This is a genomic window from Flavobacterium alkalisoli (assembly GCF_008000935.1).
Taxonomy (GTDB): domain Bacteria; phylum Bacteroidota; class Bacteroidia; order Flavobacteriales; family Flavobacteriaceae; genus Flavobacterium; species Flavobacterium alkalisoli.
On the sequence record NZ_CP042831.1, the window covers coordinates 350,672 to 370,962 of the forward strand.

Annotated in this window: 18 protein-coding genes and 1 tRNA gene; 7 read left to right on the forward strand and 12 right to left on the reverse strand. The window is 38.6% G+C overall.

Going from position 1 to position 20,291, the window contains the following annotated elements; translation table 11 throughout:
* Positions 1 to 5 precede the first annotated feature (5 nt).
* The gene (locus FUA48_RS01385; protein WP_147581771.1) at positions 6 to 1,670 is read right to left on the reverse strand and encodes a T9SS type A sorting domain-containing protein; all 1,665 of its coding nucleotides are present in this window, start codon (positions 1,668 to 1,670) and stop codon (positions 6 to 8) included.
* A 173-nt stretch (positions 1,671 to 1,843) separates the two neighbouring features.
* On the opposite strand from FUA48_RS01385, the gene FUA48_RS01390 reads away from it, so the two are divergent.
* Positions 1,844 to 2,485 (forward strand): O-methyltransferase, encoded by a 642-nt coding sequence (locus tag FUA48_RS01390; RefSeq protein ID WP_147581772.1) that lies wholly within the window; start codon positions 1,844 to 1,846, stop codon positions 2,483 to 2,485.
* On the opposite strand, the gene FUA48_RS01395 is transcribed toward FUA48_RS01390, so the two are convergent.
* The 7 genes from FUA48_RS01395 to FUA48_RS01425 all read right to left on the reverse strand — a co-directional run bounded on the left by FUA48_RS01395 (position 2,444) and on the right by FUA48_RS01425 (position 8,635).
* Positions 2,444 to 3,058, reverse strand: coding sequence for a phosphatase PAP2 family protein (locus FUA48_RS01395; protein ID WP_147581773.1), 615 nt, complete (start codon positions 3,056 to 3,058; stop codon positions 2,444 to 2,446). The two genes, FUA48_RS01390 and FUA48_RS01395, sit on opposite strands and share 42 nt — an antisense overlap.
* Complete coding sequence (locus FUA48_RS01400; protein ID WP_147581774.1) at positions 3,059 to 3,370, reverse strand: Sec-independent protein translocase subunit TatA/TatB; 312 nt, start codon at positions 3,368 to 3,370, stop codon at positions 3,059 to 3,061.
* Between the two features lie 92 nt (positions 3,371 to 3,462).
* Entirely contained in the window at positions 3,463 to 5,694 is a 2,232-nt protein-coding gene (locus FUA48_RS01405; protein ID WP_147581775.1) for a M1 family metallopeptidase, read from the reverse strand.
* Positions 5,695 to 5,702: 8 nt separating this feature from the next.
* Positions 5,703 to 6,173: a DUF6702 family protein gene (locus FUA48_RS01410; protein WP_147581776.1), complete on the reverse strand. Its 471-nt coding sequence runs from the start codon at positions 6,171 to 6,173 to the stop codon at positions 5,703 to 5,705.
* A 57-nt stretch (positions 6,174 to 6,230) separates the two neighbouring features.
* Positions 6,231 to 7,001 (reverse strand): peptidase associated/transthyretin-like domain-containing protein, encoded by a 771-nt coding sequence (locus tag FUA48_RS01415; RefSeq protein WP_147581777.1) that lies wholly within the window; start codon positions 6,999 to 7,001, stop codon positions 6,231 to 6,233.
* Between the two features lie 79 nt (positions 7,002 to 7,080).
* Positions 7,081 to 7,833: a hypothetical protein gene (locus FUA48_RS01420; protein ID WP_147581778.1), complete on the reverse strand. Its 753-nt coding sequence runs from the start codon at positions 7,831 to 7,833 to the stop codon at positions 7,081 to 7,083.
* The gene (locus tag FUA48_RS01425) at positions 7,823 to 8,635 is read right to left on the reverse strand and encodes a peptidase associated/transthyretin-like domain-containing protein (RefSeq protein WP_147581779.1); all 813 of its coding nucleotides are present in this window, start codon (positions 8,633 to 8,635) and stop codon (positions 7,823 to 7,825) included. Before FUA48_RS01425 ends, FUA48_RS01420 begins: the two co-directional genes overlap by 11 nt.
* A 110-nt stretch (positions 8,636 to 8,745) precedes the next feature.
* Between FUA48_RS01425 and pepE the strand changes: the two genes are divergently transcribed.
* Entirely contained in the window at positions 8,746 to 9,453 is a 708-nt protein-coding gene (gene pepE, locus FUA48_RS01430; protein ID WP_147581780.1) for a dipeptidase PepE, read from the forward strand.
* A gap of 43 nt (positions 9,454 to 9,496) precedes the next feature.
* Here the strand turns inward: pepE and FUA48_RS01435 are convergent.
* Positions 9,497 to 9,569 (reverse strand) — tRNA-Gly (locus FUA48_RS01435).
* A gap of 128 nt (positions 9,570 to 9,697) precedes the next feature.
* On the opposite strand from FUA48_RS01435, the gene FUA48_RS01440 reads away from it, so the two are divergent.
* A complete protein-coding gene (locus FUA48_RS01440) occupies positions 9,698 to 10,135 on the forward strand; it encodes a GNAT family N-acetyltransferase (protein ID WP_147581781.1) in 438 nt (145 codons plus the stop codon).
* A gap of 167 nt (positions 10,136 to 10,302) precedes the next feature.
* A complete protein-coding gene (locus FUA48_RS01445; RefSeq protein WP_168196925.1) occupies positions 10,303 to 11,817 on the forward strand; it encodes a L,D-transpeptidase family protein in 1,515 nt (504 codons plus the stop codon).
* On the opposite strand, the gene FUA48_RS01450 is transcribed toward FUA48_RS01445, so the two are convergent.
* A complete protein-coding gene (locus FUA48_RS01450; RefSeq protein WP_129752298.1) occupies positions 11,806 to 12,525 on the reverse strand; it encodes a murein L,D-transpeptidase catalytic domain family protein in 720 nt (239 codons plus the stop codon). The two genes, FUA48_RS01445 and FUA48_RS01450, sit on opposite strands and share 12 nt — an antisense overlap.
* A gap of 365 nt (positions 12,526 to 12,890) precedes the next feature.
* On the opposite strand from FUA48_RS01450, the gene gpmI reads away from it, so the two are divergent.
* Positions 12,891 to 14,411: a 2,3-bisphosphoglycerate-independent phosphoglycerate mutase gene (gene gpmI, locus FUA48_RS01455; RefSeq protein WP_147581783.1), complete on the forward strand. Its 1,521-nt coding sequence runs from the start codon at positions 12,891 to 12,893 to the stop codon at positions 14,409 to 14,411.
* A 32-nt stretch (positions 14,412 to 14,443) separates the two neighbouring features.
* On the opposite strand, the gene FUA48_RS01460 is transcribed toward gpmI, so the two are convergent.
* Positions 14,444 to 15,718: an acetyl-CoA hydrolase/transferase family protein gene (locus FUA48_RS01460; RefSeq protein WP_147581784.1), complete on the reverse strand. Its 1,275-nt coding sequence runs from the start codon at positions 15,716 to 15,718 to the stop codon at positions 14,444 to 14,446.
* Between the two features lie 128 nt (positions 15,719 to 15,846).
* Between FUA48_RS01460 and map the strand changes: the two genes are divergently transcribed.
* A complete protein-coding gene (map, locus tag FUA48_RS01465; protein ID WP_147581785.1) occupies positions 15,847 to 16,665 on the forward strand; it encodes a type I methionyl aminopeptidase in 819 nt (272 codons plus the stop codon).
* A complete protein-coding gene (locus tag FUA48_RS01470; protein ID WP_147581786.1) occupies positions 16,665 to 17,432 on the forward strand; it encodes a class I SAM-dependent methyltransferase in 768 nt (255 codons plus the stop codon). The genes map and FUA48_RS01470 overlap by 1 nt, the downstream gene beginning before the upstream one ends.
* On the opposite strand, the gene FUA48_RS01475 is transcribed toward FUA48_RS01470, so the two are convergent.
* Positions 17,429 to 20,245: a M16 family metallopeptidase gene (locus FUA48_RS01475; RefSeq protein ID WP_147581787.1), complete on the reverse strand. Its 2,817-nt coding sequence runs from the start codon at positions 20,243 to 20,245 to the stop codon at positions 17,429 to 17,431. The genes FUA48_RS01470 and FUA48_RS01475 overlap by 4 nt on opposite strands.
* Between the last annotated feature and the right edge of the window lie 46 nt (positions 20,246 to 20,291).

The following is a 20,291-nucleotide window of genomic DNA, read 5'->3' on the forward strand; positions in this document are numbered from 1 at the left end:
CTGTATTATTCTTTCACGATTTTACGTGTAAGGGTTTTGTTTGCAGCAGCATCTGTCAGCCTTAAAATATAAACGCCGTTAGCTTTTGCTGTCATGTCTATTGTATTGTTAGCACTATCAATTTTTCCTGACTGAACCGCCTGACCTAATACATTGTAAACCTCATATTGAAGTGCAGAAGCTTCGTCAGTTAATGAAACCGTAAACAAACCTCTTGAAGGGTTAGGGTAAACTTTAATTTCATTTACAGGGCTAACAACATCAGACACCCCAAGCAACGGAGAATAATAATCCAGCGTAGTAGATGAAGTATTATTAGGATCTAACCAGTCTCTTAGCCTGCTTGATGAAGAGGAACCTGTGTTCCATGACACATTAAACCTACCATAATAATCACCAAAACCATTACCATTGGTACTGTTACCATTGTTAGCACATTCAGAATTACCTCCAAGAAGCTGACCTCTTATTCTTCCGTTGTTATCAAATAAAGGAGAACCTGATGAACCTCCCTCAGTAACACCTTTTTCCCAACTTAATACTTCCCATGTATCAATATTACCCATACCTCCGGCATTAATTGTAGTTGACACAGGGGAACCGGTATCAAGAGATACTTTCATTATATCTCCAGAAGGATGGTGTATACCAAAAGATTTTGTTGGAGTTGTAGTACTTCTGTCCCATCCTGCAAAAACCAAATCCCATGTAGAATCAATAGGGCCTGTTAACTGTACCAAACAAAAATCACTACCCGCACGGTGTGCTTTTAACTGAGCACCACTTACAGTATGATAGTCAAAATTACTTACACTGTTTGAAGTCGTTGCACAAGAAGTTGTTGTGCTTATCCAGTTGAACCGGAAAGACCATTGGTTAGGATTAACTGTACCAAATTCATTTTCATAACAGTGGTTAGCTGTTAAAAAATAAGGGGTTCCGTCGTTGTTAACATTATTTACAAGTGCTCCTGTACATAAACCACCACCTATAATAATTTTAGCAACAGACTTTTTATTAATATCCTTAAGATCATCTATACCATTACCCATTGTACAGTTAACATCATAATGACAGTTACCTGAATCATTAAGGTCATTTGTTCCTTTTAAGATATCATCAGCTGTTCTGTATCCGTGTATAAGTTTATAAAACTCCAGTTTACCTTCATTTTTATGAGCTGCAGGCTCATAATATTCTACCCAAATATCTTCTCCGTTAACTAGCCATGTCCCTAAAACCCTTTCAGGGTTATTTTGTTTAGAATCATAAGCTCCCAGAACATCTTTTTTATCATTACAGTAAAGATAAAGAGAAGCTCCTTCCGGCATGTAAAAATCACTAAACAGGAAGTTCATGGTTTTAGCACCTTCAGAATAAAAACGGATTCTCCATATACGGTCACCGTTTTCAAGTGTTTGCCAGTGTCCGCTGTTTTCCATGTTATAGTCTACCACAAACTCATAACCAAATCTGTAAGGGATATCCATTCTTCCCTGGTTCCTTAAATCTTCCTGCTCAATTTTAGCAAGATCAAAAGAAGGCATAACTATAGGCGCAACGCCGTCAAGATTGTCAAACTCCCAGCCTTTTGGGGTAGCATCATTACTTAGCTGAGCATTTCCTAAAGCAAATACACTGATAAGCAATAAAGTAAAAATTTGTTTCATAATTAATTTTTGCAGTTTTAAGGCGCTAAAAGTACTCTATAAATATTATTTATTTAACATAAATAATAATTTTAACGTGTTAAAACAACACATTTACCGCTTAACCCAATATATACTTCACAAAAAAACCTACTGTTTTTTCCTTATTTTTGCATTATCCTAAAAACAACACCATGCATTTTATATCAGAAGAACTGGAAAATTATGCTGCTTTTCACAGCGAAAATGAACCCGAACTTTTAAAAGCCCTTAACAGGGAAACTCACCAGAAAATATTACAGCCAAGAATGCTTAGTGGCCATTTTCAGGGAAGGGTTTTAAGCCTTATCTCAAAACTGGTAAATCCTAAAAACATATTAGAGATAGGCACCTACACGGGATATGCAACATTATGCCTTGCTGAAGGCCTGCAAAAAGACGGGGCGCTGGACACTATTGATGTAAATGAGGAACTTGTGGATTTTCAAAGAAAATACTTCGACCTTTCTGCTTATAAAAACCAGATACACCAACATTTAGGGAGTGCACTTGATATAATACCTGAGCTTAACAAAAAGTTTGACCTTGTATTTATTGATGCCGATAAGGAAAACTATATCAATTACTTTAATATGATAGTACCCATGACGAATAACGGAGGTATTATCCTTTCTGACAACGTGCTATGGAGTGGTAAGGTATTAGAACCTGTTAAGCCTAACGACAAAAGTACTAAAGTACTATTGGAGTATAATAAGATTCTTAAAGATGACCCAAGGATAGAGACCGTGTTATTACCTATCAGAGATGGGCTCACTGTTAGTAGGGTTATCTAAATTTTCCTTTTGCTGAGGAAACAATTTATCCCTTAAATAACGGTAAAGCAATAACATTAACGAGGCAGTGAATATACCCCATACAAAACCTGAAAGTATATCACCCGGATAATGCAGTGCTAAATATATCCTGCTGTAAGCAAATATAAGCGGCCATAAAAATATAAAGCCCATATATTTAAGATAAGGCCTTAATACATGATACAAAAAGAAGGCACATGCCATTGAGTTTGATGCATGACCCGAGAAAAAACTAAAGGAAGTACTGTACTTAAAGCCTCTTACATACCCCGCTATTTCAGGATTATTTAGCGGGCGAAGCCTTTGAACCGTGTTTTTAAACAGATTGGTTGTCTGATCGGTAAGTGTTATTAAAAGGGATATAAGTATAACGACTAAAAGAGCATGTCTCCACCCTAACCTTTTAAAAGCAAGATATAGGATAAGCGCAAAAACAGGTATCCAGTTGAATTGTTTTGTAATAAAAAGCCAGAAACCATCGAAAGTTTCTGTACCCAGCGAATTCAAATAAACTAAAAGGTTCTTATCCTGTTCAAGGAGCCATTCAAGCATTTATCGTATACGTTTTATAGGCCCGGAGGCATCTTCTATATCTTCTTTAACTTTATTTATTTCCTGATTTATATCAGTTGTAATATTACCACCGGTCCTGTTTACGTCAGAACCTAAATCAGTAAATGTTCTTTTTATATCATTCACGTCGGCACTTTTATTAATCTCCGACTTAATTTCGTTGGTGGCGTTTTTAAGCTGTTTCATTCCCTTACCTAAAGTACGCGCTATTTCGGGTATTCTGTCAGACCCAAACAGCATAAGTACTACCATTATGATAAAGAAAAGCTCTCCTCCTCCTATTCCAAACATAACTTCAGATTTTATATTACAAATGTAATTATATTTACGTTGTTTGCTCTGCTAAAGATGTTTAATTATCCTTTTTTAATCGATTTTAACTATTACCTCCCTTCTAATTCATCAAATTTAGATTTCACCTCTTCTTTAGGCCAAACATTATTGCTTACATCAATATCTGCCGTTAATAATTTAGGGTCAAGCGTAATCTTTTTAACCTTTTTCTCCACAGCAAAAACACGCGAAGCTGTTTGGTTGTTCATACGCCATATCTGTACCGGGAAATTAAAGTTCTCTGTAGTGCCATCTTCGTATGTAAACTCAACCAGTATAGGCATTAGCATATTACCCGGCTTATTAAAGGTCACTTCATAAAAGTAATTTGGCTGCTTTAATTCTGCCTGTTCAGCTCCTGTAAAATTCTCATTCACATAATCAGAAAGAAGTTTAATATCCTGTGCTTTTTTAGCTTTCCCGTCATTTTCTGAAACCATGTATACAAACGGACCTTTATCTCTTCCAAACCTACCTCTTTTCACAGAATAATCATCCATATCCGCAGGCCTTTCATCAGTTACATAAAACTGCTTTACATCCTGAATACCTAAATCAACATAATCTGTAGAATAGAACCACCCTCTCCAAAACCAGTCAAGATCTACTGCCGAAGCATCTTCCATAGTCCTGAAAAAGTCCTCTGGTGTAGGGTGTTTAAATTTCCACCTGTTTGCGTAGGTTTTAAAAGCATAGTCAAACAACTCATGCCCCATAACAACTTCACGAAGTATATTTAATCCTGTTGCCGGTTTGGCGTATGCATTGTTACCAAACTGATACAGCGATTCAGAATTCGTCATAATTGGCGCTATAGATTTTTGATTACCGCTCATGTAAGGAACAATTTTAGCCGCAGGCCCTCTGGACGAAGGATAATCTTCTTCAAACTCCTGCTCTGTAAGGTATTCCAAAAAGGTATTAAGACCTTCATCCATCCACGTCCACTGGCGCTCATCAGAGTTAACTATCATGGGGAAAAAATTATGCCCTACCTCGTGTATAATAACACTGGTCATACCATATTTAATCCTTTCACTTACAAAACCATTTTCATCAGGACGCCCGTAATTCCAACATATCATAGGATATTCCATTCCCTGGTCTTCTGCCGAAACAGAAACCGCTTTAGGGTAAGGATAATCAAACGTATATTTTGAATACGTTCTTAGTGTATGTGCCACTACCCTTGTAGACCTGTCTCCCCATAACGGGTTACTTTCTTTAGGATAAAGTGAAACAGCCATAGCTGTTTTACCTGATAACTGCACCGCCATAGCATCGTAGATAAACTTCCTTGAGGTTGAAAAAGCAAAATCCCTTACGTTTTCTGCCTTAAACTTCCAGGTTTTCTTTTTATCGCTAAAACCTTTTTCCGCCTGCTCTGCCTCTGCCTGTGTTACAATAACCACAGGATTGTCAAACGACTTTGTTGCCTGCTCATAACGTTTAACCTGCTCGGCAGTAAATACATCCTTACGGTTTGTAAGTTCGCCTGTAGCCTCCATAACGTGATCGGCAGGAACAGTAATGTTTACCTCAAAATTACCAAACGGAAGAGCAAACTCTCCTCCGCCCCAAAACTGCATGTTCTGCCAGCCTTCCACATCATTATAAACAGCCATACGCGGGTAAAACTGCGCAATTACATAGAGATTATTACCATCTTTATCAAAATGCTCATAACCTGAACGACCTCCTATCTTCCTATAATTATTTACATTATACCACCATTTAATGGAAAATGAAATCTTGTCGCCCGATTTTAACGGCTGCGGAAGATCTATCCTCATCATGGTTTGGTTCACTATATAATTAAGCGGATTGCCTTTAGCATCTTTTACATGTTCTATTTTAAAACCACCATCAAATCCCTGCTCCATAAAGTTTCTTGAAAAATTATCAGGCGGGTAAGCCTTATTTACCCTTTGGTTTTCTACAAGAGGTGACTGTGAAGTTCTAGACCTTCTGTTTTGATCCAGCTGCACCCACAAGTAGTCAAGATTTTCAGGAGAGTTATTATGATAGGTAATGGTTTCGTTACCATAAATTTTAGTATTCCTGTCATCCAGTTCTATATCCATTTTATAATCGGCCTGCTGTTGGTAATAAGCAGGTCCCGGAGCACCCGATGCCGTACGGAACATATTTGGTGTAGCCATAAGATCGTACATTTGGCTAAACCTGTTATTATCATAATGACCCTGTTCCCTTTCGGTCTTTTCCTGTGCTGTTAATGGTAAAGAAGCTAGTGCGGCTAAAAAATATGCTAGTTTTTTCATGTCCTTAATTAATAGTGTAAAATGTCCTGTGGGTTATCATTAGTAAGCAAAAGACTTTTTTTGTTACCGTCTATTTTGGTATTTATGATATTTTGCTGCTCAGGATATGCGTCAAAAAGCATTGTGTTTCTAACCTCGAGTGTTTTTATTTTGCCTTTTGCTTCGGCAGTGATATACAGTATAAGTATATCATCTTCGGTTTCACGCCCAAGTATTTTAAGAGGTTTAACGGTACCGTTTACTTTTACCTGAAGTTTTTCGGTTACATACTGATTGATGTATTTATCGGCATCGGCAACTTCTTTTTTTGTACACAGGAAAAACTGCTTTTTATTCTTATCAGAAAGCACCTTATCCAAATCATCAATAAAAATACGGGCAGTAATTTGCAGCTCTTTTTTTTCAGGAACCTGCTCCATCATAAAAACAGCCACATAGTATTTATGCACAGCGGCTGATGTTAGTACAGCTGCCAGCATAAAAAGGAACGTATATCGTATTATAACCTTCACGTTCCAAATGTAATAAAACTTATTTTATTTCTCCATATTGCGGTACTCTTCACCTTTCTTAATAAGATAATCGGTAAGTTCAAACTCCTTATCCGGAGCCAGCAGTTTAGCCGACTCTTCGCCATTATCACAATAAGCAAGGAAAAGGCCTATTTCCTCATGTTTTAGTTTAAGGGTTTCAGTAAAGAAATAGTAGGTGAATTTTTCCTGAGCGACCTCACTAAAGGTCTTACCGTCAAGATACTCTTTTGTATAATCTTTTTTACGCCCTTTGGGCTTAAATATCATGTCATATATTTTTACAAAATCCATACCCGGCAGTCGCGGCTCTGCACTTGGAAAAGCAGGATTCACAGGAATTTTGTCTACTACATCCACACCTTCCATCAATTTTTTAGCATCGAGATCAGATGTATAAATACGCGTTTTTATACCTTTACTGTCCTCCTCAAGATTACCCGTTAATGTTGTTATAATAACCTCATCAAGCATTGTAACATCTAAATCCAGTTTTATGGTAAGCCTCTCATCGGTAAAATGATCTTCAACAAGTATAAGCATTGCTGGCCTAAACGTTAAGCTCGAAAAATAAAGGGTATCGGCAGGCTGTGCATAAATGGTAAACAGCCCATTATCATTTGTTATAGCCTTAATATTTGTGTTTTTGTTAAGTACAGTAATATACTCGACTTTAAGGGAATCGGCCACTACCTTACCTCGCAGTAATTTCCTCCCTTCCTGAGCAAACAGTAAAACCGGAAATAACACAACTAAAACCAACAACAACTTTTTCATAATGCATATTTTTTATTGTACCCGAGAGGTACTACATAAAGATACAAAATTTAACCGTTAAAGAGTATTAAGAAATTACTTACTTCTGCAGTTCTTCCAAAAGTATTTCCCTGTATTTTATAGCGAGATTGCTTAGAATGAACTTTGCTTTCTGATCATTCTTTTCCCTTAAGGCATCAACAAGCGTTTTATCCTCAATGGCATAAAATACAAAACCTCCGGTATAATCTTTAGGGATACCCAGTTTGGTTTCCATCTCTTCTTCGGTATACAAGCCGTATACCATATCAAAAGCGGTTTCCTTTCCTTCGGTAACAACCTCTTTTTTAAGCCGTTTTGTTTTTCCTGTTATCGTGTTTATAACCGCATCAAAAGATTTACTTCCTGCCAATATGCCTAAAACATCAAATACTGATTTTATTTCTCCTGCAGTATATAGCTTCTTCTCTGCGGGGGTATATTGTTTTTGTCCTTCCGGCACAATACCCATAGCTTCGGGATTCAGGTTTTCATACTTATTAATAACTACTTCTTCCAGCTCATAAGTACCTAAATCTACAATAAGCAATTGGTTAAAATCCTGTTCCCTTATAATTATTCTTCCTGTATACGGATTGGTTGTCTCCACAACCAATGTATCTGACACCGCTACCTCTATGGTAAAATTCCCCAGTGTATCTGTCTTCGTTTCAACGCGAGAATTTAAATTTACCACTCCCCTTTTAGGAATGGGAATACTGGCTGCAACAACCCTTCCTTTAATGGGTTTTCGCTGTTGTGCATTAACCGAGAGGGTCAAAAGAAAAATGACAATAAAAAATCTAATCTTCATTTGGTGTGGCTATATCTGGTTTGGCTACGGCAGTACTGTCCGTTTTTTGTTCCGATTCAATAAGATTTCCATCTTTATCAATAACACCATCCTCCCTGAGCAGACCAAGGTACTTAACCGAAAGTCCGTTCATTAAGAATTTAGCCATTGTATTATTCTTTGCTTTTATAGCATCGGCAAAATGCTTATCTTCCACTATATAATATATAAACCCACCCACATATTCTTCGGGAATCTTAAATTCCTTTATAATATCATCGGTATCATAAATATAGTTTATTTTAGCCATGAGCATTTCTTTCTTTTCATACTCAATGCCTTTTTTAAGCGCTTTCTTCTTTCCGTTTAGGCTATTTATTATACCGTCTATACCATTACTTGCAGTAAAAAGCCTTCTCTCAGCAGGAGTGTATCTTTTTTGACCCTTTGGCACTATCCCTAAAGACTCTGCGGTTATATGATTGTAGTTTTCTATCACCACCTCATTCAGCATATTTACCATAGGTTCAAGCTCCACAAAAAACAGGTTTTCGCCTATATCCTCTTTTTCAACAACCACACGTCTGTCCTTAACCTGTATGGCAGAAAATATAAGTGTGTCCTTAGGCTTTGCCATAATGGTAAAGTAACCTCCGGGCTGTGTTGTTACTGAAGCTTCGCTGTTTTTGTTGATAACATAAATGCCTTCAAGCTCATCGGCCTGCGATTTTATCTTGCCTTTAAGGGGTTTTCTTTCTTCTTCCTGAGCAAATGAAGGAGAAGCTATAAACAAGACTGTAAACAGAAAAAATAAATTTTTCAATGGTATAGGTAAATAGGTGACAATTATAAAAGAAAAGGATATGATTGCCTGAGAATTTGCAGGCTTGAAAATCTTTGTAACTTTACCTTTTCTTACTTACTGATAAACGAATGAAAAAAATAATTATTGCAAGCACCTCCACATTACACGGAGGCGGATACCTTGATTACCTAACCGATACACTTAAAGAACATTTTAAAAGCTGTAGTTCCCTGCTTTTTGTACCCTATGCCAGGCCGGGAGGCATAAGCCATGATGACTACACCAAAAAGGCTGCTGAGTTTTTCAGTTCTCTCAATATAAACGTAAAAGGGATTCATGAATTTGAAAACCCAGTAGAGGCCGTACAAAATGCCGAAGCTATTTTTACCGGAGGAGGAAATACCTTCCTTTTAGTAACGCAACTATACCAAAACAAGGTAATGGATGCTATTAAGACTGTAGTTGAAAAAGGCACTCCTTATTTAGGCACCAGCGCAGGAAGCAATATTTGCGGGCTTACTATGGAGACTACTAACGACATGCCTATTATCTATCCGCCAAGCTTTGATACATTAGGGCTGATTCCTTTTAATATCAATCCGCATTATTTAGACCCCATTGCAGGTTCAACCCACATGGGCGAAACACGCGAAACCCGCATTAAGGAGTTTCATCAGTTTAATCCGCAGCCTGTATTAGGCCTTCGTGAAGGCAGCTGGCTTGAAGTTAATGCAGACATCATAACACTTAGAGGAAGCCTACAGGCACGCCTTTTCAGACAGAATACAGAACCTGAGGAAATAGAAACCGGGACAGATTTATCCTGGTTAAAATAAGGCAATAAAAAACCCAAACTTTTCAGTTCGGGTTTTGATTTTGAGCGGAAGACGAGGCTCGAACTCGCGACAACCAGCTTGGAAGGCTGGAGCTCTACCAACTGAGCTACTTCCGCATTATTGTGGTGCAAATATACGTAATAAGATTTTACAGTTGCAAACTTTTTTTTAAAAAAATTTTCTCCTCAGCCCGCATTATTACTTAAAATATTTATTATTAATTTGTTATCAGAAAAAAAATTTCATGTATTCTGTAAAACAAATTAGTTCTCAGCAAACTTATGCTGTAAGGCAGCCCGTTTTAAGACCGGGAAAACATATTGACTCCTGTATATTTGATGGCGACGATCTTCCGCAAACCGTACATTTTGGTGTTTACGACTCAGATAACCTTGTTGGTATAGTCTCTGTATTCAGGGTTTCACATCCAGACTTTGCCAATGCTAATCAATACCAGCTGCGCGGCATGGCTGTTTTACCTACCCATCAAAAGAAAGGACTGGGCGACTTACTACTGGAGGCAGCAGAAAATTACATAAAACAACAGGGTACAGACCTGATATGGTTTAATGCCCGCGAAGTGGCTGTTGGCTTTTACAGCAAGGCAGGGTACACTATTTCAGGTGAATTGTTTGAAATTCCAACTGTGGGGCCGCATTACGTTATGTTTAAACTGGTATAGTCGATTTTTAATTAAATCATCAATTATTTAACTAAAACGTTATCGTAATCTCGATTTTGTTTTGTAATTTTATTACAAACAATCACCCCATGATAGCCCGTGTCTACATTGCAGGCTTATTTTTTTTGCTGTCAGGATGCGCAAAGGATCCTCACACTGTAAAAAATTTGCCCGTAGCCAAGGCTCAGGAAGTGGTTAAAATCCACCCAAACAACACTGCTTTTACAATAGACAGCACTTACTTAGAAAGTTCGGCAAAAAATATAAGGGAATTTTACAAAGACAAAAAATATAAAGCCCTATGGACAGACGAAAAAGACAGAAAGACACTGTTACTGTCTATAGCCTCAGCCGAACAGGATGGCCTGCAGCCTAACGACTATAACTACGATACACTTACCGCTTTTGAAAAAAATAAAGATTTAAACAAAGAAAAAAGCGCAGCGTATGACGTTTTACTAACACAGTCGTTTTATAAGCTGGCACTACACTTATTTAAGGGAAAAATATCGGCAGCATCGTTATACCCTGACTGGGCATTAGAGCAAAAAAAACTGGATATAGGCCCATTGCTGAATGAAGCCCTTAAAAACCACACAGTGGATAAAATAATAGACCGCTGCAGGCCTCCTCATAAAACCTACGAAGGTTTACGCAAATGCCTGGCTTACCTAAACAGCATGCCCGATGACGGTACATTACAAACTGTAACCATAAAAGAATCTATAAAAGAAAACGATTCCCTTGATCAGGTTGTCTTAGTACGAAAAAGGCTTGCCTACTGGCGGGATCTTGAACAGAGCGACACCATAAGCCCTGTTTATGACACCAAAGCCATAGAAGCGGTTAAAAAATTTCAGGAGCGGCACGGCATCCTTCCCGATGGTGCTGTAGGCAAAAAGACCGCCGAAGCATTAAATACTACCCGGCAGCAACGCATAGAACAGGTAGTGGTTAATCTGGAACGCTGGCGTTGGTTCGCTTACGATTTTGGAGAAAAAGCCATACTGATAAATATCCCTGACTACAGACTTGCCTTTATTGAAAACAATGACACCATAGCCACCCATAAAGTAGTTGTAGGAAGACCGGACAGGCCTACCCCCGTACTGGACTCAAAAATAAATTACCTTGTGGTAAACCCAACCTGGACAGTACCTCCTACTATACTGGAAAAAGACCTTACTCCAAAGGCTACAGATGATGTTAGCTATTTCACAAACAATAACCTTCGCATTTTTGACAAAGACAGCAATGAAATTTTACCTGAAGACTGGAAGCCTGAAATGGCTAAAAACTACAGGTATGTACAGGGATCGGGCAACAGTAATGCACTGGGCAACATTAAGTTTAATTATAATAATCGCTTTTCGGTTTACCTGCACGATACCAATCACCGTGAAATGTTTGGCAGATCATACAGGGCATTGAGTTCAGGATGCGTAAGAGTACACAAACCGCTTGAACTTGCAGAAAAAATCCTGACCAAAGAAAACAGCGACTGGAATATGGATAAAATAAACGAAATGATTGCAGCCGGCGATACCGAAAAAATCTACCTAAAAAAGACCAACAATGTACACCAGCTATACTGGACAGCGTGGATGGACAAAAATGGCCTTCAGTTTAGGAACGATATTTATAATCTCGATAAATTGCTCTACGATAAATTAAGAAATTAATTTAGACGAGGCTGTGTACTTTTTAGACGGATAGTAGATAAAAAGACACGATTTCCCCTGAATAAGACTAATAATCTCTTTAGTCACACCATTAGGTAATGCAGGACAACCAAGGCTTCTACCCAGTCTTCTGTGTTGCTTAATAAAGCTTTCGCTTACATAGTCTGCACCGTGCATTACAACAGCTCTGTTTCTTGCATTGCTGTTAATGCCGTTTTCAAGACCATCAAGACGCATAGAAGATCCGTGCTTTCCGGTGTAAAGTTCTCCGGTAGCATAAAAACCTAAGCTGCTTTTGTTAGAGTTAGCCGCATTGGAAAAAGCCGTAGCAAACTCATCACCACTGTTTCTTCCGTGAGCCACAAGAGTATTGTACAAAATAGTTTTTGTACTCATATCTATAACCCAAAGTCTTTTAATATTGGAAGACTTGCTAAAGTCTATAAGCGTTAGCAGGTCTTTTTTAATCTTACCCTGTTGCTTAAGTAGTTTAAACCCTTCAAATGCTGTTTGAAAAGATTCAAAGTCAGGCATTGAAAAAGAGTTAGACTCTATTTCATTATAAACCGACTCGGCAGTTACAATTGCAGCAGTTTCTGCAACCATTGGCAAAGCTTCCGGTTTAGATATGTTTTTGGTAGTAGTGGTAGTAGGTGAAGTTACAGCTGATAGTAAAAATAAAATTGACGTAAAAAAGTTGTAAATCATCTTCATTAATAGTTTTGCGTTTCTAACAGGTCGGCTAAAATAAATTAAAGTTTTCTAAACAAAAAACCCAACACTGTTAAAATCAGTTATTTAACATTTTCATTTGTAGTGACCAAAAAAATCACTATCTCCCTCACACACAATAACGTTTTAACAACAAATCTATTATATTTTTAATAATAAAAAGTTAATTATTGCGATTCGCCTAATATTATACAAGTACCTTGCCAAAAACGATTATAAAATGAATTTTATGAAAAAATACACAAATTTAACATACAACCGCTTTGTGGTAAATGGCAATTTGGATGGAAAATAGTACTTTTAACCAAATTTTATTTAATCCGCAGAAATTAAAATAAGTCATGAACAAAAAAGTAATCCTGATGATACTTGACGGATGGGGAAAATCTCCCGACCCTAAAGTATCTGCAATAGACAATGCAAACACTCCTTTTATAGATAGTTTATACACAAAATACCCCAATGCAACCCTTAGGACAGACGGACTCAACGTTGGCCTACCCGAAGGACAGATGGGAAACAGCGAAGTAGGCCACATGAATCTTGGTGCAGGCCGCATAGTGTACCAGGATCTTGCTAAGATTAACCTTGCCGTACAAAACAAAACCCTTAATACCGAAAAGCCTCTTGTTGACGCATTTAACTATGCCAAGCAAAACAACAAGAAAGTTCACTTTTTAGGCCTTGTTTCAAACGGTGGTGTACACTCACACATAGACCATATTAAAGGCTTAGTTGATGCTGCAAAAAATGCAGGTGTAAACAATACTTATATCCATGCTTTTACAGACGGCCGTGATGTAGACCCTAAATCAGGACTTGGTTTTATTACCGATCTTGAGAATTATATTAAAGACACTCCAACAAAACTGGCTTCTGTAATAGGCCGCTATTATGCCATGGACCGCGACAGGCGTTGGGAAAGGGTTAAACTGGCTTACGATTTGCTGGTACACGGTTTAGGAATACCTTCTACCAATACCGAACAAAGCATACAGCAAAGTTATGATGAAGGAGTTACTGATGAATTCATCAAGCCTATAGTTATGACTACTGACGGAACTAACCCGGTAGCTGTAATTGAGGAAGGAGATGTAGTTATCTTCTTTAACTTTAGAACCGACAGGGGAAGACAGCTTACAGAAGCGCTTACACAAAGTGACTTCCACGAGCAGAACATGCACAAAATGAACCTGTATTATGTTACCATGACTAATTATGATGACAATTACAAAAACGTTCATGTAATATACGACAAGGACAACCTTACCCAAACATTAGGTGAAGTGGTTGCCAAAAACGGCAAGAAACAAATAAGGATTGCCGAAACCGAAAAGTACCCTCACGTTACTTTCTTCTTCTCAGGAGGGCGCGAAGAACCTTTTGAGGGAGAGTCAAGAATTTTATGTCCTTCACCAAAAGTTGCCACTTACGATCTGCAACCGGAAATGAGCGCTTACAGCCTTACCGAAAACTTAGTTCCCGAATTGAACAAACAGGAGGTAGATTTTGTTTGCCTTAACTTCGCTAATGGAGACATGGTAGGCCATACCGGAGTTATGGAAGCCGCCATAAGAGCATGCGAGGCTGTGGATGCCTGCGTAAAACAGGTGGTGGAAGCTGCTCTTGACAACAACTATACTACTATTATAATTGCCGACCACGGTAACTGTGATACCATGATTAATCCTGACGGAAGCCCTAACACAGCACATACTACCAACCCGGTGCCTATTATTTTAGTAGACAAAGACCTGAAACACATTAAAGATGGTATTTTAGGGGATATTGCCCCAACCATTTGTGAACTGATGGGCATACAGCAACCGGAAGCCATGACACAACATTCGTTAGTATCTTAATAAATAACCCTGCCAAATGGCAGGGTTATTTATTATATATTCCTAAAGGATTCGTAATAACTTCGCTCTACAGCCTCCCTGTGGTCTGGGTGTGCAATATCGGTAAGTGCCTTAACCCTTTGAGTAAGTGTTTTACCATATAAATCGGCTATACCATATTCAGTTACTATATACTGAACATGAGAACGTGTGGTTACAACACCGGCTCCTTGCCTTAGGCATGGTACAATTTTGCTTTCCCCTCTTTTAGTAACAGAAGGCAATGCAATAATAGCCCTTCCCCCTTCACTCAAGGAGGCTCCTCTTATAAAATCCATCTGCCCGCCTACTCCCGAATACATTCTGTAACCTATTGAGTCGGCACTAACCTGCCCGGTAACATCTACCTCAATGGCAGAATTAATGGCAACCATTTTAGGATTTCTCCTTATGACAGATGTATCGTTTACAAAAGACGATTCGCGCATTTCAATAAAGGGGTTATCATTCACAAAATCGTACAGCCTTTGCGAACCTATAAGAAAAGTAGCCAACGCCCTTCCTTTTGCAACACCTTTATAATTACTGTTTATTACATTACTTTCTATAAGGTCTATAACACCATCCGAAAACATTTCGGTATGCAGGCCTAGGTCTTTATGGTTAACCAGCTTTTTTAATGCCGCATTTGGGATGGAGCCAATACCCATTTGTAGCGTGCTTCTGTCATCAATAAGCGAGGCCACATACTCCCCTATCTTATCTTCCTGCTCACTTATAGGAGCCGGATCATGACCATGAATAGGCACATCGGCTTCAACCATATAGTTAATTTCAGAAACATGGATAATACCATCTCCAAAAGTGCGCGGCATTCTCGGGTTAACCTGCGCAATTACAATTTTAGCATTCTCTATTGCTGCCATACTAGCCTCTACCGATACTCCTAACGAGCAATAGCCATGACTGTCGGGCGGGGTTACATGTATAAAAACCACATCAAGCGGTAATACCTGCTTCCTGAAAAGCCTTGGCAACTCACTTAAAAAAACCGGAGTGTAGGATCCGTTTCCGGCTGCAATGGTGTGCCTTACATTTTTACCTATAAAAAATGAGTTCACAAAAAAACTATCCTTTAGTTCGGGGTTGGCATAAGGTGCCTCACCTTCGGTATGCAGATGGCATACCTCTACATTACGCAGTTCTGCTGCTCTTTCGGCCAGTGCCTTTGTTAACACGCCCGGCGTAGCGGCTGCAGCCTGTACATAAATCCTGTCTCCCGACTTTACTGCTTTTACTGCTTCATGAGCAGATACATATTTTGCCATACCTAAAATTTTAATGCAAAATTAGCTTCCCATAAAGTTACAAAACATGATAAAACTCATGCTACAGGAGCTATTAAAAATAATCCGCAAGAATGTTGTACTTTTGTCCCGGAAAAATTTTTTAGAACATGATTATCCAAAAAACCAGAGAAGAAATTGAATTGATGCGCGAAAGTGCCCTTATTGTTTCTAAAACATTAGGTATGATCGCTTCAGAAATAAAACCGGGTGTAACTACCCTTCACCTTGATACGCTTGCCGAAGAATTTATTCGTGATCACGGCGCAGTACCTGGCTTTAAAGGCCTTTACGACTGCCCTTCAACACTTTTAACCAGTGTTAACGAACAGGTGGTACACGGCCTTCCTACAAATAGGCCTATTGAAGAAGGAGATATCGTATCGGTAGACTGTGGTGCTCTTAAAAATGAGTTTTACGGAGATCATGCCTATACTTTTGAAATAGGTGATGTAGCTGAAGAAACACGTAAGCTTCTAAGAATAACCAAAGAATCTCTTTATGTTGGCATAAGGGAATTTAAAATGGGTAATCGTGTGGAAGACGTAGGTAGTGCCATACAAAGATATACCGAAGCTCACGGTTATGGTGTAGTGAGGGATCTTGTAGGCCACGGACTTGGCAGAACCATGCACGAAGACCCACAAATGCCTAACTACGGCAAAAGAGGCCGCGGTAAGAAATTTGTAGAAGGTATGGTGGTTGCCATAGAACCTATGATTAATATGAAATCTAAAAACGTAAAGCAGCTTAAAGACGGCTGGACTATTGTTACTGCCGACGGAAAACCGAGTGCACACTTTGAGCACGACGTAGCCCTTGTAGACGGTAAACCGGAACTGCTTTCTACTTTTGCATATATATACAAAGCTTTAGGCATAGAATCTAACGAGGAGGATGAATTTAGAAAAGTGCCTCTTGTACTATAATGAAAAAGCTGTTTAAATTAGTTCTCAACACCATACCAAGGCCTATACTTATCAGGCTTAGTTATGTTGCAAGGCCTGCGTTGGCATTGGCACTTAAAGGTAATACCTATACCGATCCTATTGACGGCAAAAGCTTTAAAAGCTTTTTGCCGTACGGATACGGACATCAGCGCAATAATGTATTGGCACCGGGTACACTTTCGTTGGAAAGACATCGTCTTTTATGGCTGTACCTTAAAAATGAGACTAATTTTTTTACAGCCCCTAAAAAGGTATTGCACTTTGCTCCTGAACAGGCTTTTTATAAGCGTTTCAGGAAACAAAAAAACCTCGACTATACTACTACCGATTTAAATTCTCCACTGGCTGATGTTAAGGCTGATATCTGTAACCTTCCGTTTGAAGACAACAGCTACGACCTTATACTTTGCAACCACGTTTTAGAGCATATTCCTGATGACACTAAAGCCATGAAGGAACTATACCGCATTATGAAACCGGGCGGAATGGGTATTTTCCAGATACCTCAGGATTTGAAACGCGAAACCACTTTTGAAGACAACACCATAACCGACCCTAAAGAACGCGCCAGAATATTTGGACAGTATGACCACGTAAGGGTTTATGGGCGCGATTATTTTGACAAACTGAGAAGTGTAGGTTTCCGTGTTGTGGAAGAGGATTACACAAAAAAAATCACCCCAGCTGATGTGGAGCGATTTTGTCTTGCAAAGGGAGAAGTTATCCCTGTATGTTATAAGGATTAATTTGTCTCTTCAGGTAATAACATCCCGATAACCTTATCTTTAGTAAGATATTTTTTTGCCACATCCTGTACCTGTTTTGCAGTTACAGCATTTACCCTGTCTTCAACAGTCAGTATGTTTTCAGGACTTGTGTTATCCGTCCACTGCGACCCAAGGTAGCTTAACCAGTACCTGTTCTCCTTAATATTCTTTTTATAGTCTAAAAGCTCACCTTCCTTATATTTGGCAAGGTCTTTTTCTTCAGGACCGTTATCTACAATTTTCTGTATCTCTCTCAGGGCAGATTCTGTAAGTTTCTCAGCATTTTCAGGACCACAAGGGAATGATACATCAAATCTGAAATAACCTTCCGGAAACTTGTCCATACCGCCACTTGCACGTATACCATATACTCCGCTTTCTTTTTCTCTTAGTTCCTCTACTAATTTAATAGTAAGTATTTCGCCTAAAGCATTTAAAGCCAATGCCTCCTCAGGATTGTATTTGGTTTCTCCATAATACATAATGGTTACGTTACTTTTAGGATCAGTGCCTTTATGTACCACTTTTTTATGAGACCCTTTTATTTTTTTATCTCCCGGATCCTGAGCTGTCTCTTTTTTATCGGAAGCCGGCAATGACGCTAAATATTTTGACGCCAGTTCTTCCATTGTCTTATCATCTATATTACCCACAAAGAAGAATTCAAAATCGGCAGCATTAGAGAAGCGTTCTTTAAACAAATCATACGAAAGTTTGTAGTCTATACTTTTCCAGATTTTCTCGTCAGGTATAACAGCTACAAATCTAGGATCATCCTTCCTTAAGAATGAATAAAACTCCTGGCGGAAATAATAAGACGGCTGTGAAAGCATATTTGCTGTAAATGCCGATTGCTTTTGTACATAAGTATTAAAAGCTTCCTCGTCATAATTTATATCCGTAAAGTATGCATACATCATCTGGAACATATATTCCATATCCTTAGGTGTAGAGATTCCTGAAATCATTTCAAAATTATCTGAAATAAACGGACTAACTCTAACTATCTTCCCTGTCATAAACTTATCTATGGCATTTTGATTCAGCCCTGAAAATCCGGCTTCAGTAACCCCTGCGAAACCAAGATAGGTTTTCCTGTAATCCTCAACACTTATAAGGTTAGAACCACCATAGCTAATAGCCCTCATTAAAACCTCATCATTTTTAAAATCGGTCTTTTTATATGTAACCTTTGCCCCGTTAGAAAGATAAAGTGTAGTAGTCCCTAACTTATCGTTTAATTCTTTTTTTGCGACACTTCCGGGTTTTACCTCATTTCTCAACAGGCTTGAAGCAACAGGCTCATCTTCATAAGCTGTAAGGTTGCTGGTATCCATATTAAGTACCGCAAGAACTTCTGCTTCGGTAGGGTGTTTCAGCCCTTCTTTTTCAGGGCCGGTTAAAACCACCACCCTGTTATCATCCTTAAGGTAATTATTAATTAATCCGTTAATATCTTTTAAGGATATTTGTTCCATTAGTTTTTGAGAAGCTTTAAAAGTCCACTCAATACCGGGAGTAGGCTCTTTACTTAAGAAGTGTTGCTGATATTCGCTTACATAACGTGACGATTGTGTTTTATCTCTGTCGTTATATGATCTTTCAAGCATAGCATCAATTTCTGTTTTAGCTCTCTCCAATTCACCTTGGGTAAAACCAAACTTTTTAATCCTTTCATTCTCTTCAACAAGAACTTTTAGGGCATCAAGCTGCTTGTCTTCCTGAGTCATGGCAAACGACTGATAGGCTTCTTTTGTTTTAGCCCAGGTCTCACCATGATAAGTATAGCCATATACAAATGGCGGGTTAGGTTTATTGGTATACTCGTTAAGCCTGTTATTAAGCATGGTAGAGAAAAGGCCTTCTGCCAAATCATCCTTCATGTCGTTAACCGTTACCATAACCTTAGGATCTGTATAATCTTTATAGATAAGCTGTACCCTTGAGTTAGAAGCTTCCTTATCGGTTTCTATAGACACGAATGTTTGTTCGTGGTTAGGCACATCATATATTTTTCTGGGACGCTCTTTTTTAGGATTCTTATAAGAAGAGAAATGATCTTTTATCTTCTTCTCCATAGCATCAATATCTATATCGCCTACTACAATAACCGCCATCAGGTCGGGTCTGTACCAGTCTTTATAGAAGTTTTTAATCTTATCGTAGGTAAAATTCTCCAGTATCTCTTTTTGACCTATCGGTAAACGATTTGCATAATGCGACTGATACATAATTTTAGGCATAAAGCGTTTTCTCATCCTGTCATTTGCACCAAGCCCAAGGCGGTACTCTTCCAGCACAACACCCCTTTCCTTGTCAATTTCTTCAGGAGTAAGCACGGCATTAAACGCCCAGTCTTCCAGTATACTGAATCCTTTTTCTAGCTTTTCAGGATCATCCGAAGGTATTGGCAGGAAATACACCGTTTCATCAAAGCTGGTATAGGCATTAAGGTGCTGCCCGAATTTAACCCCGATACTTTGCAGGTAATCTACAAGTTCGTTTTTAGGAAAATGCTTTGTACCGTTAAAGCACATATGCTCCATAAAGTGGGCAAGCCCCTGCTGGTCGTCATCCTCCAGAATGGAACCCGCATTTATAACAAGCCTAAGATCTACCTTGTTTTCCGGCTTGGCGTTCTTTCTAATGTAATAGGTAAGTCCGTTTTTAAGTTTTCCTGTTCTTACGGCAGGATCAAACGGAATAGGAGAATCCCCTTTAAGGTTGATGTCCTGTGCTGAGGCAAGTAAAGGTGCAGCTACCAGAAACATCCATAATCTAATCTGTTTCATACAATTATATAGTTGGTTTGATTTTTTATTAACTTTAAAAATAACG

Coding starts and splice junctions, on each gene's coding strand:
- pepE (WP_147581780.1), top strand. CDS start 8,746: ATGAAAAAAATAATTATTGCAAGCACCTCCACATTACACGGAGGCGGA.
- FUA48_RS01400 (WP_147581774.1), bottom strand. CDS start 3,370: ATGTTTGGAATAGGAGGAGGAGAGCTTTTCTTTATCATAATGGTAGTA.
- FUA48_RS01390 (WP_147581772.1), top strand. CDS start 1,844: ATGCATTTTATATCAGAAGAACTGGAAAATTATGCTGCTTTTCACAGC.
- FUA48_RS01450 (WP_129752298.1), bottom strand. CDS start 12,525: ATGATTTACAACTTTTTTACGTCAATTTTATTTTTACTATCAGCTGTA.
- FUA48_RS01420 (WP_147581778.1), bottom strand. CDS start 7,833: ATGAAGATTAGATTTTTTATTGTCATTTTTCTTTTGACCCTCTCGGTT.
- FUA48_RS01385 (WP_147581771.1), bottom strand. CDS start 1,670: ATGAAACAAATTTTTACTTTATTGCTTATCAGTGTATTTGCTTTAGGA.
- FUA48_RS01470 (WP_147581786.1), top strand. CDS start 16,665: ATGAAAAAGCTGTTTAAATTAGTTCTCAACACCATACCAAGGCCTATA.
- map (WP_147581785.1), top strand. CDS start 15,847: ATGATTATCCAAAAAACCAGAGAAGAAATTGAATTGATGCGCGAAAGT.
- FUA48_RS01475 (WP_147581787.1), bottom strand. CDS start 20,245: ATGAAACAGATTAGATTATGGATGTTTCTGGTAGCTGCACCTTTACTT.
- FUA48_RS01395 (WP_147581773.1), bottom strand. CDS start 3,058: ATGCTTGAATGGCTCCTTGAACAGGATAAGAACCTTTTAGTTTATTTG.
- FUA48_RS01415 (WP_147581777.1), bottom strand. CDS start 7,001: ATGAAAAAGTTGTTGTTGGTTTTAGTTGTGTTATTTCCGGTTTTACTG.
- gpmI (WP_147581783.1), top strand. CDS start 12,891: ATGAACAAAAAAGTAATCCTGATGATACTTGACGGATGGGGAAAATCT.
- FUA48_RS01460 (WP_147581784.1), bottom strand. CDS start 15,718: ATGGCAAAATATGTATCTGCTCATGAAGCAGTAAAAGCAGTAAAGTCG.
- FUA48_RS01405 (WP_147581775.1), bottom strand. CDS start 5,694: ATGAAAAAACTAGCATATTTTTTAGCCGCACTAGCTTCTTTACCATTA.
- FUA48_RS01440 (WP_147581781.1), top strand. CDS start 9,698: ATGTATTCTGTAAAACAAATTAGTTCTCAGCAAACTTATGCTGTAAGG.
- FUA48_RS01410 (WP_147581776.1), bottom strand. CDS start 6,173: ATGCTGGCAGCTGTACTAACATCAGCCGCTGTGCATAAATACTATGTG.